13 protein-coding genes and 1 pseudogene are annotated in these 17,187 nt (G+C 72.0%); 12 read left to right on the top strand and 2 right to left on the bottom strand.

The annotated features are described in order from the left end of the window. Window positions 1-1,800, top strand: coding sequence for a glycoside hydrolase family 6 protein (locus OG730_RS39515; protein ID WP_327308818.1), 1,800 nt, complete (start codon window positions 1-3; stop codon window positions 1,798-1,800). 88 nt (window positions 1,801-1,888) lie between these two features. Here OG730_RS39515 and OG730_RS39510 read toward each other — a convergent pair whose 3' ends face one another. Beyond that, window positions 1,889-3,394, bottom strand: coding sequence for an MFS transporter (locus OG730_RS39510; RefSeq protein WP_442815153.1), 1,506 nt, complete (start codon window positions 3,392-3,394; stop codon window positions 1,889-1,891). Window positions 3,395-3,510: 116 nt separating this feature from the next. Between OG730_RS39510 and OG730_RS39505 the strand changes: the two genes are divergently transcribed. Together OG730_RS39505 and OG730_RS39500 are read left to right on the top strand one after the other, a co-directional pair. Further along, window positions 3,511-4,035, top strand: coding sequence for a MarR family winged helix-turn-helix transcriptional regulator (locus OG730_RS39505; RefSeq protein WP_327308816.1), 525 nt, complete (start codon window positions 3,511-3,513; stop codon window positions 4,033-4,035). Between the two features lie 81 nt (window positions 4,036-4,116). Further along, window positions 4,117-4,311 (top strand): annotated as a pseudogene (locus OG730_RS39500) (family 1 glycosylhydrolase); the annotation flags it as partial. Window positions 4,312-4,337: 26 nt separating this feature from the next. Here OG730_RS39500 and OG730_RS39495 read toward each other — a convergent pair. Then, window positions 4,338-5,792, bottom strand: coding sequence for a purine-cytosine permease family protein (locus OG730_RS39495; protein WP_327308815.1), 1,455 nt, complete (start codon window positions 5,790-5,792; stop codon window positions 4,338-4,340). Window positions 5,793-6,044: 252 nt separating this feature from the next. Here OG730_RS39495 and OG730_RS39490 point away from each other — a divergent pair, with 252 nt between their 5' ends. The 9 genes from OG730_RS39490 (at window position 6,045) to OG730_RS39450 (ending at window position 17,136) form a co-directional block, all read left to right on the top strand. After that, window positions 6,045-7,082 (top strand): hypothetical protein, encoded by a 1,038-nt coding sequence (locus OG730_RS39490; protein WP_327308814.1) that lies wholly within the window; start codon window positions 6,045-6,047, stop codon window positions 7,080-7,082. A 41-nt stretch (window positions 7,083-7,123) separates the two neighbouring features. Further along, a complete protein-coding gene (locus tag OG730_RS39485) occupies window positions 7,124-7,447 on the top strand; it encodes a putative quinol monooxygenase (protein ID WP_327308813.1) in 324 nt (107 codons plus the stop codon). A gap of 421 nt (window positions 7,448-7,868) precedes the next feature. Further along, a complete protein-coding gene (locus OG730_RS39480; protein ID WP_327308812.1) occupies window positions 7,869-8,918 on the top strand; it encodes a beta-ketoacyl-ACP synthase 3 in 1,050 nt (349 codons plus the stop codon). 297 nt (window positions 8,919-9,215) lie between these two features. Continuing rightward, the gene (locus tag OG730_RS39475) at window positions 9,216-9,464 is read left to right on the top strand and encodes a phosphopantetheine-binding protein (RefSeq protein WP_327308811.1); all 249 of its coding nucleotides are present in this window, start codon (window positions 9,216-9,218) and stop codon (window positions 9,462-9,464) included. Beyond that, window positions 9,461-10,729: a beta-ketoacyl-[acyl-carrier-protein] synthase family protein gene (locus OG730_RS39470; RefSeq protein ID WP_327308810.1), complete on the top strand. Its 1,269-nt coding sequence runs from the start codon at window positions 9,461-9,463 to the stop codon at window positions 10,727-10,729. Before OG730_RS39475 ends, OG730_RS39470 begins: the two co-directional genes overlap by 4 nt. A gap of 37 nt (window positions 10,730-10,766) precedes the next feature. Continuing rightward, window positions 10,767-11,762 (top strand): 3-oxoacyl-ACP synthase III family protein, encoded by a 996-nt coding sequence (locus OG730_RS39465; protein ID WP_327308809.1) that lies wholly within the window; start codon window positions 10,767-10,769, stop codon window positions 11,760-11,762. A 5-nt stretch (window positions 11,763-11,767) separates the two neighbouring features. Then, the gene (locus OG730_RS39460; protein WP_327308807.1) at window positions 11,768-12,334 is read left to right on the top strand and encodes a carboxymuconolactone decarboxylase family protein; all 567 of its coding nucleotides are present in this window, start codon (window positions 11,768-11,770) and stop codon (window positions 12,332-12,334) included. 11 nt (window positions 12,335-12,345) lie between these two features. Further along, complete coding sequence (locus tag OG730_RS39455; protein ID WP_327308806.1) at window positions 12,346-13,668, top strand: cytochrome P450; 1,323 nt, start codon at window positions 12,346-12,348, stop codon at window positions 13,666-13,668. 123 nt (window positions 13,669-13,791) lie between these two features. Beyond that, window positions 13,792-17,136 (top strand): S8 family peptidase, encoded by a 3,345-nt coding sequence (locus OG730_RS39450; protein WP_327308805.1) that lies wholly within the window; start codon window positions 13,792-13,794, stop codon window positions 17,134-17,136. The last annotated feature ends 51 nt before the right edge of the window (window positions 17,137-17,187 follow it).

The following is a 17,187-nucleotide window of genomic DNA, read 5'->3' as shown; positions in this document are numbered from 1 at the left end:
ATGAGCCGCACAGCGGAAATCGGCACGACTCCCCGCACCACGTCCCGTACGACCCGGCGCACCGCCCTGTTCGCGGCCCTCAGCCTCGTCACGGCCGCCGGCGCGACCGCCACCGTGTTCGGCACCTCCGCCGGCGCCGCCACCGCGGGCTGCAAGGTCGCATACCAGATCACCAACCAGTGGAACACCGGCTTCGGCGCCAACGTGATCGTCACCAACACCGGTGACCCGGTCGCCTCCTGGACCCTGGAGTGGTCCTACACGAACGGCCAGCAGATCACCCAGGGCTGGAACGCCACCATCACCCAGTCCGGCACCGCGGTGACGGCCAAGAGCCTCTCCTACAACGGGAACCTGGCCACGGGCGGTTCGACGTCCTTCGGGTTCAACGGTTCGCACACCGGCACGAACACCGTCCCCGCCACCTTCAAGCTCAACGGCGTCACCTGCAACGGCGCCACCGACCCGACCCAACCGCCGACCACTCCCCCGACGACACCGCCCACCACTCCGCCCACGACCCCGCCGACCACTCCGCCGCCGACCGGCGGCAAGGCCGACAACCCGTACGCCGGCGCCAAGATGTACGTGAACCCCGAATGGTCCGCCAAGGCAGCCGCCGAGCCCGGCGGCAGCAGAGTGGCGAACCAGCCCACCTCCGTCTGGCTGGACCGCACCGCCGCCATCGCGGGCACGAGCGGTTCCATGGGACTGCGCGCCCACCTCGACGCGGCGCTCGCCCAGAAGGGCAGCGGCGAGCTCGTCGTCCAGTTCGTGATCTACAACCTGCCCGGACGCGACTGCGCCGCGCTCGCCTCCAACGGCGAGCTGGGCCCGACGGAGATCGACAAGTACAAGACGCAGTACATCGACCCGATCGCCGCCATCCTCGCCGACTCCAAGTACGCGGGGCTGCGGATCGTCACCACCGTCGAGATCGACTCCCTCCCCAACCTGGTCACCAACGTCTCCGGCCGCCCCACCGCCACAGCCAACTGCGACGTGATGAAGACCAACGGCAACTACATCAAGGGAGTCGGCTACGCCCTGAACAAACTCGGCTCCATCGCCAACGTCTACAACTACGTGGACGCCGGCCACCACGGCTGGCTCGGCTGGGACGACAACCTCGGCGCCTCCGCGGAGATGTTCAAGCAGGCGGCCACCGCCGAGGGCTCCACCCTCTCCAACGTGCACGGCTTCATCGTGAACACCGCCAACTACAGCGCCCTGAAGGAGGACCACTTCAAGATCGACGACTCGATCAACGGCACCCCCGTACGCCAATCGAAGTGGGTCGACTGGAACCGCTACACCGACGAATTGTCTTACGCCCAAGGCATGCGGGCCAAACTCGTCACCCTCGGCTTCGACGCCAACATCGGCATGCTGATCGACACCTCCCGCAACGGCTGGGGCGGCACCGCACGGCCAACCGGACCCGGCGCGCTGACCAGCGTGGACACCTACGTCAACGGCGGCCGCTACGACCGCCGCATCCACCTCGGTAACTGGTGCAACCAGTCCGGCGCCGGCCTCGGCGAGCGGCCGCAGGCGGCGCCCGCCGCCGGCATCGACGCGTACGTGTGGGTCAAGCCCCCGGGCGAGTCGGACGGGGCGAGCAAGGAGATCCCGAACAACGAAGGCAAGGGCTTCGACCGCATGTGCGACCCCACATACACGGGCAACGCCCGCAACGGCAACAGCATGTCGGGCTCGCTCCCGGACGCGCCGCTCGCGGGCCAGTGGTTCTCCGCCCAGTTCCAGGAACTCATGAAGAACGCCCACCCGGCACTGTGACGCACCGACCGTAACAACCCCGGAGCGGTACGGAATCCGGCTTCCGTACCGCCCCGGGCCCATCGGCCGGAGCCGTCCGTCCCGGGTCTCAGACGGTGAGGTGCCGCTGCGTGCCCGGGTCGCCCGCGACCGCCTCGCGGGCGATGCCTTGATGCTGCTCCTCCTCGGGGCGGCCCTTCTTCGGCAGCAGGAAGGTGATCGCGAGGAAGGCCACCAGCAGACCCGCCTGAACGATCAGCGCGCGGTGGAATCCGCCGGTGAAGTCACCGGTCTCGGCCCGGGCGAAGAACACCGAGCCGAAGACCGCGACGCCGATGGAACCACCGACGGCCTGGACCGCCGACAGCACGCCGGAGGCGGAGCCGATCTCGTCGTCGTCGACCGCGGCGAGGATGAAGCTGAACAGGGCGGCGATCACCATGCCGGCGCCGGCGCCCGCGACGGTCACGCCGGGAACGATGTCCCAGATCGAGAACGAGGCGGCGTCGAGGCCGTCGAGCTCGAACCACAGCACGGCCGCGCCCGCCAACTGGACCAGCGGTCCGATCTGCAGCACCTTGCGGCCGATCCTGTCCGCGAGGAACGCGCCGCTGACAGCGCCGCCGATCGCGGTTCCCACCGCGAGCGGCAGGTTGCCGAGTCCCGCTTCCCCGGCGGTGAAGTGCCGGCCGAGCTGGAGGAAGAGGGTCAGCACGAGTTGCGTGCCGATCAGCCCGCCGAAGAACAGGGCGATGCCGCCGAGCCCGACGGTGAAGGCCGGCTTGCGCAGCAGGCCGGGGGTCACCAGCGGTTCACGGCACGCGGCGGCCCTTCGGCGCTGCTGGACGGCGAACAGGGCGAAGCCGATCACCGAGCCGGCCATGGACAGCCACGTCCACAGCGGCCAGCCGTCCTCCTGCCCCTGGTTCAGGGGCAGCACGAGCAGGGCGCACGCCGCCATCACCAGGACCGCGCCGGTCAGGTCGACCCGTACGGTGCGGTCACCCGCCTTCTTGGGCACGAACTTCGCCGCGACGATCAGCGCCGCGATCCCGATGGGCAGGTTGATCAGGAACACCGACCTCCAGCCCAGACCGAAGAAGTCGCCCTCGATGAGGAAGCCGCCCAGGACCGGGCCGATGATGCCGCCCAGGCCGAGGACGGGGCCGAAGATCGCGAAGACCTTGGTGAGCTCGGGGCCGGAGAAGTTCTCCCTCAGCAGACCCAGCCCCTGGGGCAGCAGCATCGCGCCGGCGGTGCCCTGCACCAGGCGGAACGCGATCAGCGATTCGATGTCGGGCGCGATCGCGCACAGCAGCGAGGCCGTGGTGAAGGCCGCCAGACCGATCAGGAACATCCGGCGCCGCCCGTAGCGGTCGCCGAGCCGGCCACCGAGCACGAGCCCCGCGCCCAGGGTGAGGGCGTAGCCGCCGATCACCCACTGCAACCCGACGGAACCGGCACCGAGGGACTTCTCCAGGTCCGGCCCCGCGACGTTGACGATCGAGGCGTCCAGGAGATCCATGATCTCCGCGACGATCATCACCGCAAGGATCAGCCACCGCCACCGGTAGGGCTCGGTCGGCTCGTCGGGGCCGAGGGATGGGTCGCGCACGCTAGATACCTCCATGGTGAAGTAATTCCACGATGAAGGTAAAGTGATCGCGGTAGGTTGTCAAAGCACGGTGACCGCGTGATCCGCACGGCACTGGAGGAAGGCGGAGGCCCGGCATGGAGGAAGCGGTGCACGAAGGCGTCGCGGAGCAGCGCGAGCGGCTGATGGAATCGCTGAGGACCTACGGCGGCCACTACACCGAGCTCGGCCGGCGCTTCGCCGCCAGGCTGGGGCTGCACTCCACCGACGCGACCGCCGTACTGGAGATCGCCGCCGCCGAAGAACGCGGAACGCCGCTGTCACCGGCGCGGCTGAGCGAACGCATCTCCCTGTCCACGGGAGCCACCACCGCGCTCCTGAACCGTCTCGAGGCGGCAGGGCACGTCACCCGCACCCGCGAACACTCCGACCGGCGCGTCATCACCCTGCGCAGCGGTGCGCACATCCAGGAACGGGCGGACGAGTTCTTCGACCCCCTCGCCCGCCGCCTCGACACCGCGATGTCGCACTACCCGCCCCGGCTCCTGGAACAGTTCGAAGCGTTCATGGCCGACCTGAACGCCGCGATGGACACCCACCTCGCGGAACCGGACGCGCCGGCACCGAACCCTCCCCGCACCCCTGCCAGCGGGACCGCCTGATCAGGGGCTTTCCGCAAGAGCCCGGCTTCGCGGCGAACCCGCATCGCGAGCCGGCCGCCCTCCTCGGTGAAGTCCGCGGTCGCCACCAGGGACTCGGTGGACGTGCGCGGCTACCTCCTCTGGTCGCTGCTCGACAACTTCGAGTGGTCGTACGGGTACGCCAAGCGGTTCGGGGCGGTCCACGTCGGCTTCGAGACCCTGGAGCGCACACCCAAATCGAGCGCGCACTGGTACGCCCGCGTGGCGAAGACCGGGAAACTGCACGCCCCGTCGTAGGGGGTACGGAGCGCCGGGTGCCCGGGTCAGGCGGGCGGAGCGGTCGGCCGGCCTCGCAGGGAGCGGCGCATCAGGAGTCCGTAGAGGGAAGCCGACACGATGATGCCGACGGGCAGGGAGAGGTCCACGCCGCCGAGGGCCCGGGCGACGGGGCCGGTGTACAGGGTGTCCACGCAGAGCGCGGATGCCGCGATCCCCGCCGTCAGGGCCAGCGCGCCCGCCGGGTTGACGCCCCGGGCGTACCAGAAGGGGCTGCCCGGGTTCTCGTCGGTGAGCGCGGGGCCGTCGTAGCGGCAGCGGCGCAGCAGGATGTCGGTCGCGTAGACGGCCGTGCTGGGCCCGAGCACGACGACGGTCAGCTGGAGGAGGTTGCCGACCGTGTCGAGGAAGTTGGAGACGAGGAGCGCGTACAGGGTCACCGCGACCCCGAGCGCCCCGTCGACGACGACCCCCAGGGAGCGGCGGACCCGGACGCCGGCGGCCTGCAGGGCGAGGCCCGAACTGTAGGCGGTCATCGCATTGTTGGCGATCGTACCGAGCACGATCGCCAGCAGGAACACGGGTGAGAACCAGGTGGGCAGGATGCCCTCCAGTCCGGCCTGCGGTTCGGACATGTCCACGACGGTCGCGGCGAGGGCGCCCAGCGAGGTGAGGAGGACGCCGGGCAGGAACCCGCCGAGCGCGGTCCAGGCCGCGACGGCCCACGGGGAGGTCTCCCGCGGCAGGTAGCGGGAGAAGTCCGCGCTGTTGGTGTAGGAGAGGGGGCCCGAGGCGATGAGGGTGAGGCCGGCCGCGAGGGTGGCCCACAGGTCGACTCCCGTCAGTGGCCGCGCGGGCTGGTGGCCGAGGTCGGAGCGGGCGCACACGTACACGGCGACGACGGCGAAGGTGGCCGTGAGGGCGATGGCGATCGGGGGGTAGAGCTTCACCATGGTGGCGTGTCCGTAGACGCCGATGACCAGGGTGAGGGCGGCGATGACCACCACGACGGCGACCTTGACGCCGCTGTTCGTGTCGATGCCCGCCTTCTCGACGAAGACGAAGGCGGCGACCGCGGCGGCGGCGAGGTTGAGCGCGATATAGCAGATGCAGAGCGCCCAGCCGTTGACGGCGATGTTGACCCGGTTGCCGCGGATCCCGTACATCGCCCGCGCGATCACCTCGCTCGGCGTGCCCGAGGCCGGTCCCGAGACGGCCAGCAGGCCGATCGGCGCCCAGAACAGGCTGCCCAGCACGATGACCGCGACGGCCTGGCCCAGGCTCAGGCCCATGAGGATCAGGGCGCCGCCGACCACCATGCTCAGGTAGTTGACGTTCGCCGCGGCCCAGACGGGGAACAGCTCGCGGGCCCGGCCGTGGCGTTCCCGGTCGGGGACGTGGTCGATGCCGTGTGCCTCGATCCGGCCGGGCCGGTCCGTATCCACGCCCGTGCCCGTGTCCGTGTCCGTTCCCGTACCGGTGCCCGTATCCCTGGATGCCATGGAGCCCTCCGTCTGCGGTCGTACCCACCTGCGATCTTCACGCACCCGGGGAGGGCCGGCGTGCGACGACATCAGCGCACTCGGGCACGGCGCCGGAGGGCGGCGCACTGGCCCCGCAGGGGGCCCCGGGAGGCGTTCTTCCCTGGCGGGTTACGGTGTCCCTTCATTCGAGGGGGAACCGTCATGTCGCACCACGCTGGGTGGAATCAACACCCGGACCGGCCCGTGCCGCCGCAGTGGGGAGGTGGCTGGATGCCTCCCCCCGCACCGCAGCCGGGCGTCATACCCCTGCGTCCGCTCACCACGGGCGAGGTGCTGAACGGAGCCTTCGCCACCTTCGGGCGGTACTGGAAGCCCCTGATCGGTGTCATGGCCGCGGTACAGGGCATCGGGATCCTGGTCGTGGCCGCGGCGCTCGCGATCACCTTCGCGGCCACCTACGACCGGTTCTCCGCCCTCTTCGGTCCCGCCCCGGGAGCAGGCCCCGAGGGATCGGACGTGGCGGCCCTCTTCCTGTCCTTCGTACCGGCGGGCGTGGTCCTGCTCGTCACGATCACCGTGGGCGCCGCGATGTTCACAGCGCTGTGCCCCGCGCTGGTCCAGGAGGCGGTGCTCGGCCGCGCCGTGACCTTCGGCGTGCTGTGGCGCCGCGGCTGGTCACGGCTGCCGGCGGTGCTGGGCACCGTACTGCTCACCGCGCTCACGGCGGGCGGGCCGGCGATCCTGCTGTACGCGATCTGCGTCCCGCTGATCATCATGTCCGCGGACCTGGACGGCTCCGGCCCGCCGGTCGCCGTCCCCCTGCTCCTCCTGGGCACGCTCCTGTGCGTCCCCTTCTCGATCTGGATCACGGCCCGGTTCAGCCTCGCTCCCGCCGCGGCGGTGTGCGAGGGCCTCGGCCCCGTCGCGGCGCTGCGGCGCTCTGCGCGTCTGGTCCGCGACGGCTGGTGGAAGGTGTTCGGCACCTGGCTGCTCGGACACCTGGTGGCGATGGTCGTGGGGTACGTCATCCAGATGCCGTTCGGCTTCGTCGGCATGTTCGGCTTCTTCCCGAACATGCCGGGGCCGGGCGATCCCTCACCCGAGGTCAGCGCGCTGATCTTCCCGTTCCTGTTCTACGCGGCGACCCTGACCCTCGGCGGTGTCGTCAGCTCGCTGTTCCAGTTCAGCTTCCCGCAACTGGTCGTGGCCCTGATCTACGTCGACCAGCGGATGCGCAAGGAGAACCTCGCGGCGGCGCTCACCGCCACCGCCTTCCCCGCGCCGTCGGCTGACCCCGAGCAGGGCTGAGCGCAGCACGGGCCGCGGGGGCTCGCGCCTACAATGCTCGAATGATCTTCATTGTGGTGAAATTCCCCGTCAAGTCCGAGTACGTCGAGCAGTGGCCCGAACTGGTCGCGGAGTTCACGCGGGCCACCCGCGCCGAGCCGGGCAACCTGTGGTTCGAGTGGTCCCGCAGCCTGGAGGAGCCGGACACCTACCTACTGGTCGAGGCGTTCCAGGACGACGCCGCGGAAGCGCACGTCACCTCCGCGCACTTCCGCGCGGCCCTCGAGACCATGCGGCCCCTCGTCACCCGGACGCCGGAGATCGTCAGCACCACCATCGAGGGCGCGACCGGCTGGAGCCGGATGGGCGAGCTCCAGATCGACTGACGACCGTCCGGCCGGGAGGGGCGCGTGCGCAACACGTTCAACAGGCGCACCCCTCCCGTGCCGTTGCCCCCGGCCCGCCGAAGCGGTTGTGGGTCCGGAAGTGGCACCACCATCCCAACACCACCATCCCAACACCACCAACAGCAGCATCACCAGCACCACCCCGGCGTCAGCAAGACGCCTGGACAGCCGTACCCGGTTCAGTCTTTGGGGCGATACCCCGATGGCCCAGCGGCCGTAACGTTTCTTCCTGCACGCCCCTGAGCTGCGGCGATGCCGTCGAACCGGGCGTCCAGCACATCCGTTCCCCTTCGCCTCCGCACCCGCCGTGATCTTGACCCGCCCTACAGTCGTGCCGCTCCCCCGAGATCCCTCCTGAGAGACGTGCGTGACTTCCCTCCTGCCTTGCCCAGAAGACCAGTTGACATCCCCCGCCACCCGCTCCGCCCCGCCCGCGGCGGTGCTGGAGGGGATCGCCGGATACGTTCCGCCCCGGGTGGTCGCCAACGCCGGACTCCCCTCGGCATGGGGCATCGACGACGCCTGGGTGCACCGCCGCACCGGAATCCGCGAGCGGCGCCGGGCCGACCCCGGCGTGTCCACCGGCGAGCTCGCCCTCGAAGCCGGACGCCGCGCCCTGGCCGTGGCGGGCGGCGCTCCGGTGGACACCGTGCTCGTGGCCACCTCGACCCCGGACCGGCCCATGCCCGCGATGGCCCCGCGGCTGGCCACCCGTCTGGGCCTGGGCGGCGCGGCGGCCTGGGACGTGAACGCCGCCTGCAGCGGCTTCCTGTACGGGCTCGCCACCGCCGCCGGCGCCCTGCTCTCCGGCTGCGCCGACCGGGTCCTGCTCGTGGCGGCCGACCTGTACTCGACCCTCCTGGACCCCGAGGACCGCTCGGCCGGCATCGTCTTCGGCGACGGCGCGGGCGCCGTGGTGCTCCGCCGGGGCCGCTCCGGGGAACCGGGGAGCATCCTGGCCTTCGACCTCGGCAGCGACGGCTCGGGCGACGAGTTGATCGAGGTGCGGGGCGGCGGTGCCCGGGAGCGGTCCGATCCGCAGGCCTACGGCCCCGGCGACCGGCACTTCCGCATGCAGGGGCGCGAGGTGTTCCAGCACGCGGTGACCCGGATGACCCAGTCCTCGCAGACCGTACTGAAGCACGCGGGCTGGTCGCCCGAGGACGTGGACCGGTTCTGCGCCCATCAGGCCAACGCCCGCATCGTGAAGGCCGTCGGGGAGCGTCTGCCCGTACCCGGTCCGCGCCGGGTCACCAATATCGAGCGGGTCGGCAACACCGGCGCCGCGTCCATTCCGCTCGCCCTGGCCGACGCGGCCTCGCGCGGCGAACTGCACGCCGGGGAAAGGGTGCTGCTCACCGCCTTCGGCGCCGGGCTCACCTGGGGGTCGGCGGCGGTGCTCTGGCCGCGGCTGGAGCGCGCGGTGCCCGGGATCGAACCGGCGCCCTGAGGCCCGTTCCCCGTTACCCCTTCCCCGCGCACCACCGGGCCGCCCGTACCCGGCTGTGCCGCGACCAACCGCGGCGCCCTCTCCCGAGAGGCTCCCGCTGAGCTCCGGGCGGCCCTCGGTACCCCCGCCCCGTTCACCGGTCGTCGCACCGGGCCGGTCGCGTCGGAACTCCGCCGCCTGATCCCCGAGACCTGATCCCCTCCCGCACGACAATCCCGGCTGCCGGCCGCCCGTCACCCGCCGGCAGCCGACCCAGGCCTGTTTCAGCTCACTCCCGTCCCGGAAGGACACATCGCCATGCCCCCGGTCCAGACCGTGCTCACCACCGTGCTCACCGAGAAGTTCGAAGTCTCCCCCGAGAGCGTCCTGCCCGACGCCACCCTGGAGAGCCTCGACCTCGACTCGCTCGCCCTCGCCGAACTGGCTCTCGCCCTCCAGGAGGAACTCGGCGTGAAGGTCGAGGAGCACGAGGCGGCCAAGCGCACCACCATCGGCGAGCTCGTGGCCGTACTCCACTCCAAGCGGACCGAACGGGACGCCCTGTGACGGGCTCCCCGCTCCGCCGCGCCGTCACCGTCACCGGCCTGGGCCTGATCACTCCGGCCGGATTCGGCCGCGAGGAGACCTGGGCCGGTGTGCTCCGGGGCCGTTCCACCGCCGAGTCCGATCCCGAACTGAAGGACTGCCCGGTCGACTTCTCCTGCCGGATCCCCGCCATGACCCCCGACCAGGGGCGCATCGGCGGCCGCAAGGCCTGGCGGATGGGCCGTTTCACGCAGCTCGCGGTCCTCGCGGCCCGCGAGGCCGTGGCGGACGCCGGGCTCGACCCGGCCTCCTGGGACGGGGCGCGCGTGGCCGTGGTGATCGGCTCCGGACTGGCCGGCGCCGCCCATCTGGAAACCCAGACCCTGCGCCTCCACCAAGGGGGACCCGACCTGGTCGCACCCTCCCTCATCCCGATGCTCATCCCCAACATGGCCGCGGGCGAGGTGTCGGCGGACCTCGGCGCCCACGGCCCCTCCCTGGCCACCGAGACGGCCTGTTCCTCGGGGGCGACCGCCCTGGCCATCGCCCGGGACCTGCTGCTCTCCGGCGCCTGCGACATCGCGATCGCCGGCGGCTCGGAGGCCGCCGTGACCCCGGTGATCACCACCGGCTTCGCCCGGATGGGCGCCCTGTCCGGGCGGTCGGACCAGCCCGCCCTGGCCTCTCGGCCGTTCGCGGCGGACCGGGACGGCTTCGTCATCGCCGAGGGGGCCGCAGTGCTCGTACTGGAGCGGCCGCAGGACGCGGCGGCCCGCGGTCGGCGCGGCTACGCGCACCTCGCCGGAGCCGGCCTCACCTCGGACGCGCACCATCCGACGGCTCCGTCCCCCGGCGGGGAGTACGCCGAGGCGGCCCTGCGGGCGGCGCTCGCCGAAGCCGGGCTGTCCGCGGCCGACGTCGACCACGTCAACGCCCACGGAACCTCCACCCCCCTCAACGACCGCACCGAGGCGGAACTCATCGCCCGCGTCCTGCCGCACGGCCCCAGCGTGACCGCCCCCAAGGGGGTGCTCGGCCACAGCCTCGGCGCCGCCGGCGCGGTGGAGGCCGCCCTCACGGCACTCACCATCCGGGACTCCCGCGTGGCACCGATCGCCAACCTCGCGGCGGGCGGCTCCGGTTGCGGAGCAGGCGTCGGCTCCGGATCTCCGTACGACATCGACTGCGTGACCGGCACGGCGCGCGAGCAGCGGGTCACCGCCGCCGTCAGCCACTCCTTCGGCTTCGGCGGACACAACGTGGTGCTCCTCCTCACCGCGCCCTGACCACCGCCGTCCCCCACCAGCAGAAGGCTTCGTACCCTTGGCCCTTCACAGTGCCGTCGTCCACGCCACCGTCCACGTACCGGAGGGGCGCCAGAGCGTGTCCGCGGTCGAGGACCGCTTCCGGGCCTGCAGCCCCGGGATCCCCATGTCCCGGGGCGTGCTGCAGCACATGTACGGGCTGTCCCAGCGCACGGTGGCCCCACACGAGGAGCAGCCCTCCGACCTGGCGGTGCACGCCGCCCGCAGCCTCCTCGAGGAGAGCGGCACCCCGGCCGGGAAGGTGGACCTGCTGCTGTACGCCGGCATCCTCGCCGATATGGAGGAACCGGCCACCGCCCATGTCGTGGCCGCCAAACTCGGCCTGGACTGCCCGGTGTTCGACCTGAAGAACGCCTGCAACGGCGTACTGAACGCCCTGGAGGTGGCCGACTCCTTCATCCGGACCGGGCAGTACCGGCGGGTGCTGATCTCCAGCGCCGAGGTCAGCACCCGGGAGAGCCGCTGGAGCGTCACCGACCCGGACGAGGTGATGGGCGCCCTGCCGAGCCTGAGCACCGGCGACATGGGCTCCGCGGTCCTGGTCTGCGCGAGCACCCGGCCCGGGATCCTCGGGAGCCGCTTCTTCGCCAACTCCTGGGGCTGGCAGGCGGCGACGCTGCCCAATCCGTACGCGAACCACCGCACGATGGGCCGCCTGGAGATCGACTCGGCCCGGCTCGTGGCCTCCTTCGACGGGATGCCCGCCAAGGTGCGCGCAGCGGTGCGCGAACTCGGCGTGGACGTCGATGACTTCGACCTCGTCTGCGTGCACCAGCCGTCCGTGCCCTTCACCCGGGTGGCGTGCGGCTGGGTGGGCGTGGACCCGTCCCGGATCCTGTCCACGTTCCCCGCGCACGGCAACGTCGCGACCAACACCATCCCGCTGCAGCTCGCCACCGCCCTGACATCGGACCGGCTCCATCCGGGCGACCTGGTGGGCATGTTCGGGTTCGCGAGCGGCGCGAGCGCCGGCGTCGTCATCTGCCGGTGGTGAGCCCGATGACCACCGAACCCCCGAAGCGTCCCGTACGCATCGCCCCGCTGCCGCCCGAGCGGTGGACGCCCGCGCTGCGCGGGCTGCTGGCCGGATCCGCCCAGGACGGACCGGGCCGGGTGAACCTCTTCGGCACCCTCGCCCACCATCCCGCCCTCGCCCACGCCTGGCTCTCCCTGGCCCGGGTCCTGACCCACGAGGGAACCTTGTCGAGCCGCCAGCGCGAGCTGGTGGTCCTGCGCACCGCGCACCGCCGCGGCGGTGCCTTCGTCTTCGACCGTCACCGCGCGGTCGCCGCGGACGCCGGGCTGGACTCCGGGGAGGTGGCGGCCACGGCCGCACCGCTCGCCGGACACCCCTGGTCCGCGGCCGATCTGGCCCTGCTGGAGACGTCCGACGCGCTCGCGGCCGGTGAGCCGCTGCCGCAACCGCTGTGGGACCGGCTGTCGGCCGGACTGCGCCCCGACCAGCTGATCGAACTGCTGCTCCTCGCCGGGCAGTGCGCCACCATGTGCGCCACGCTCGGCGCCCTCCACACCCCGCCCGACGGCGGCCGACCCCCCTCCGGATGAGATCCGCCACCATGACCGTCACCACCGCCGCCACCGCCACGCCGACCGCTGCCGCCGCCGTCGCCACTCCCGGCACCGCGGCCGCGCTCACCCTCCCCGCCCCCTACGGCTCCTGCCCCTACGACCCGCCGCCCGGCTACACGCAGGCCGCGGCCGGGGCTCCGGTCAGCCGTGCCGAGCTCCCCGACGGCACCCCCTGCTGGGTTGTGACGGGCCATCAGGAGGTGCGGGCGGTGCTCGCCGACTCCCGTTTCAGCGCCGACGCACGCACCCCCGGATTCCCCTTCCTCTCCCCCGGCCAGCGTCAACTGGCCACCGCTCAGCCCAGTTTCATCCGGATGGACGATCCGGAGCACGCCCGGCTGCGCCGGATGGTCGCCAAGGACTTCCTGACCCGCCGGGTCCAGGAACTGCGCCCGGCCATCGTCGAGGTGGTGGAGGCCGCCGTCGAGGCCATGACCGCCGACGGCCGCCGGAGCGCCGACCTCGTCGCGGACTTCGCGCTGCCCGTCCCGTCCCTGGTCATCTGCCTGATGCTGGGGGTCCCGTACGAGGACCACGCGCTGTTCCAGTCGCTGAGCCGGACCCTGCTCGACAACACCACCGACCCCGGCCGGGCCTCCGAGGCCCACCGCGAGCTGATGGGCTACCTGGCCGGGCTGGCCGAGCGGAAGCGGCGGGACCCCGGGGACGACATCCTCAGCCGGCTCGCGGTCCGGCCCGACCTGACCGCGCGCGAAACGGCCTCGCTCGGCTTCATGCTCCTGATCACCGGCCACGAGAGCACCACCAACATGGCGGCGCTCAGTGTCCTGGCCCTGCTGCGCCACCCCGGGCAGGCCGCCCGACTGCGGGCCGAACCGGCCCTGATCCCCGGAGCGGTGGAGGAACTGCTGCGCTACCTCACGATCATCCACCTCGGGCTCGGCCGTGCCGCCACCGAGGACGTCTCGGTCGGCGGGGCGCCGATCCGGGCCGGGGACGGAGTGATCTGCATGCTGTCCACCGCCAACCGGCAGCCTGAACTCTTCGCCGCCCCGGACACCGCGGCGGACGCCGCCTCGGACGCCGCCTCGGACGCCGCCTCGGACGGCGTCCCGGCCTGCCCCGCCGAGCTGAACGTGACCCGGGACGCGGCACGCCGGCACGTGGCATTCGGCCACGGTCCGCACCAGTGTCTGGGCCACACCCTGGCGCGGGTCGAGCTCCAGATCATGCTGGAGGCCGTCCTGCGCAAGCTGCCGGGCCTGCGCCTGGCCGTACCCGAGGAGCGGCTCGTCTTCCAACGGGACACCATCGTCTACGGGTTGCGGGAGCTGCCCGTGACCTGGTGACACCGGTTCCGGCCAACCTCCGTGTACTGCACCGGAATTTGTTCGTGCGACCGAGAACCGAACGGGGCTCGGCCGCGTGATAGCCGACACGATCGGCTTGTACACGAACACGGGGGAACACGGGTGGGATTCGTAGGGAGAGCCAGGACCGCAGCGCTCGCCGCGGCGGTGACCGGGACACTGATCGCCGGGACCGTGTCGGCCGGCGCCCAGCCGGCGCCGGACGGTACGGGGGCTTCGGCGACGGGAAGGCCGAAGACGGATGCGAAGCCCCCGGCGACGGTGACCCTGATCACGGGTGACCGGGTCGTCGTCAAGGGCGACGGCAGCGTCGAGCAGCTGCTGCGCGGCGCGGGCCGTGAGGGGATCGCCTTCTCGGTGCGCCGCGAGGGCGCGTACACGTACGTCATTCCGCAGGACGCCCTGCGACTGGTCGCCGACGGGGTGCTCGACCGGCGCCTGTTCGACGTCGCGGGGCTGGTCCGGGACGGGTACGACGACGCGCACCGCACCACGCTGCCCCTGATCGCCGGCTATCGGCGCGACGCGTCGGGGGCCAAGACCTTCGGGGCCTCCGGCGACACGCTGGCGGCGGTCGCCCGCGACCGTCGCGAGCTGCCCGCGGTGGCGGGCGAGGCGTTCAACGCGCCGAAGGCCGACGCCGCGGCCCTCTGGACGGCGGTCACCGGCCGGAAGGACGCCCGCACCCTGGGCTCCGCGCCCGAACCGCCGGTCGCGCACCTGTGGCTGGACGGCAAGGTGAGCGCCACCCTGGACAAGAGCGTGCCGCAGATAGGCGCGCCCGCCATGTGGAAAGCGGGCTTCACCGGCAAGGGCGTCAAGGTGGCGGTCCTGGACACGGGGGTCGACGAGACCCACCCGGACCTCAAGGGCGTCGAGATCCTGCAGAAGAACTTCAGCAGTTCGCCCGACTCCAAGGACCGGTACGGGCACGGTACGCACGTGGCCTCCACGATCGCCGGATCGGGCGCGCGGTCGGGCGGTCTCTACAAGGGTGTGGCACCCGGGGTGCAGCTCCTGGACGGCAAGGTCCTGGGCGACGACGGCTTCGGATCCGACTCCGAGATCGTCAGCGGTATGCAGTGGGCCGTGGACCAGGGCGCGACGGTGGTCAACATGAGTCTGGGCGCTCCTGACCAGCCGGGCACCGACCCCAAGGAGGAAGCGGTCGCCCAGCTCTCCGGCAAGGCGCTGTTCGTGGTGGCCGCGGGGAACGAGGGACCCAAGGCGGGCACCCTGCGCACGCCCGGCAGCGCCCCCGCCGCACTCACCGTGGGCGCGGTGGACAAGCAGGACCAGCTCGCGGAGTTCTCCAGCCGCGGACCGAACGCCGACGGGGTGACCAAGCCGGACATCACCGCCCCGGGCGTCGACATCACCGCTGCCGCCACCACGCAGGGCGAGTTCCCCTCACCCGACGGCTACATCAGCATGTCGGGCACCTCGATGGCCACCCCGCACGTCGCGGGCGCCGCGGCCCTGGTCCGCCAGCAGCACCCGGACTGGAGCCCGGCCCGGATCAAGGCCCTGCTGACCGGATCGGCCAAGCCGAACCCGGCGAACAACGCCTACGAGCAGGGCGCCGGCCGCACCGACCTCGCCCGCGCCGTCAAGGCCGTCGTGACCGCCGCACCCGGGTCCCTCGCCTTCGGCACGCACTCCTGGCCGCACGCCGACGACAAGCCGGTCACCAAGACCCTCACGTACCGCAACAACGGCACCAAGCCCGTCACGCTCAAGCTGAGCACGGCCGGCACCGACTCGTCGGGCCGCCCGGCCCCGGCCGGGATGTTCACGGTCAAGGACGCCCAGCTCGCGATCCCGGCCGGCGGCACCGCGAAGACCACCGTGACCGCCGACACCCGCAAGGGCACGAAGGACGGCGCCTTCGGGGGCACCGTGCTGGCCGCAGGGGACGGCCAGGAAGTGCGCACCGGCCTCGCGGTCGAACGCGAGGTGGAGTCGTACGACATCACCCTGCGGCACCTGGACGTCAACGGCGCGAGCCCGGCCACCTACTACACCACCATCACCAAGCTCGGCACCGGTCTGGAGGGCCGCTTCGAGGTCCCGTACGACCCGAGCGGCACGGTCGTCCAGCGGCTGCCCAAGGGCGACTACCTGCTGGAGGGCGTCGTCTGGGGCCCGGGTCCCACCCTGGGCTTCTTCGTCCAGCCGGTGCTGAAGGTCACCGGGAAGAGCACGGTCACCTTCGACTCCCGCAAGGCCAAGCCGTTCGCAGTGACCCCGCCGGATCCGGGCGCGAAGCTGGTGAGTGCCTACGCCGGGTTCTCCGACGACGCCGCGATGGTGTCCGACATGTGGGCCACCGACGGGACGACGAAGATCCTCACCCAGCACCTGGGCCCGGCCGCGCCCACACTGCGGGCGCAGTACAACGGCCTGTGGAAGACACCGGGCGCGGCGGGCAAGAACGTCGACTACCGGCTGGCCTTCAACCGTACGGGTACGTTCTTCAGCGGGCTCGACCGCAAGGTCACCCGGGCCGACGTCGCCGAGGTCAAGCTCGGCTTCGGGGCCTCGGTCGCAGGGACGAAGGGCCAGATCACCGCGATAGCGACGGACGACCAGGGGTACACCGCCGGGGTGCAGGACCCGCCGGTACAGAGCCTGCCGCTGGCGAGTACCCAGTACGTCAGCACGGAGGGAGTGCGCTGGTCCTGGACGGCCTCGCAGCTCGACTCCGGAGGCGAGGTGCGCACCATCTACACGCACAACCGGGTGTCGTACAAGCCGGGCAAGAGCTACACGCTGAACTTCAACACCGGCGTGGTCGGCCCCGACCTCGAGGCCGGGGACGAACAGGGCGGGTGGCGGACCGGCAACTACATGGACGCCAACGTCGGGTTGTTCAACGACGGCGGCGGCCACGAGGGCTACTCCATCCCCACGGGGGGATTCACCCGGCTGGAGTCCGGCGGCAAGGTCATCGCCGAGACCCCGTCCACCGGCTGGTTCAGCGCCGAGCTCCCGGCCGGATCCGCCGTGTACCGGCTGACCAGAGAGGCCACCCGGTCCGCCAAGGACACCGCCACCAGCACGAAAGTGCGGGCGAGTTGGACGTTCACCTCGGCCCGCCCGGCCACGGACCGGTCGGTGAAGCTGCCGCTGTCCTCGGTACGGCTCTCGCCGAAGCTGAGCCTGAGCGCAACGGCGCCCGCGGGCAGCTCGCTGAAGGTCCCGCTGCGGCTGGGCGGCGTGGCCGCCGATGCGGCGCAGGTCGCCGCGCTGACGGTCCGGGTCTCCTTCGACGGAGGCGCGACCTGGCGGCTCCTCGCGGTGGCGACAGACGCGGAGGGCGCGCGTTCGGTGACCGTGCGGCACCCGGCGTCGGCCAAGGCCGTTTCGTTCCGGGTGGACCTGAAGGACAAGGCCGGCAACGCGGTGCGGGAGACGATCACGAACGCCTACCTGCTCGCCCCCTGAACCGACCGCACAACGCTCCGGCCCGACCCCGCACCAGGCGGGGCCGGGCCG

The sequence above is a fragment of the Streptomyces sp. NBC_01298 genome (assembly GCF_035978755.1).
Classification (GTDB): domain Bacteria; phylum Actinomycetota; class Actinomycetes; order Streptomycetales; family Streptomycetaceae; genus Streptomyces.
Note: the sequence above shows the minus strand (reverse complement) of the source record. Positions and strands in the feature narration are given on the sequence as shown.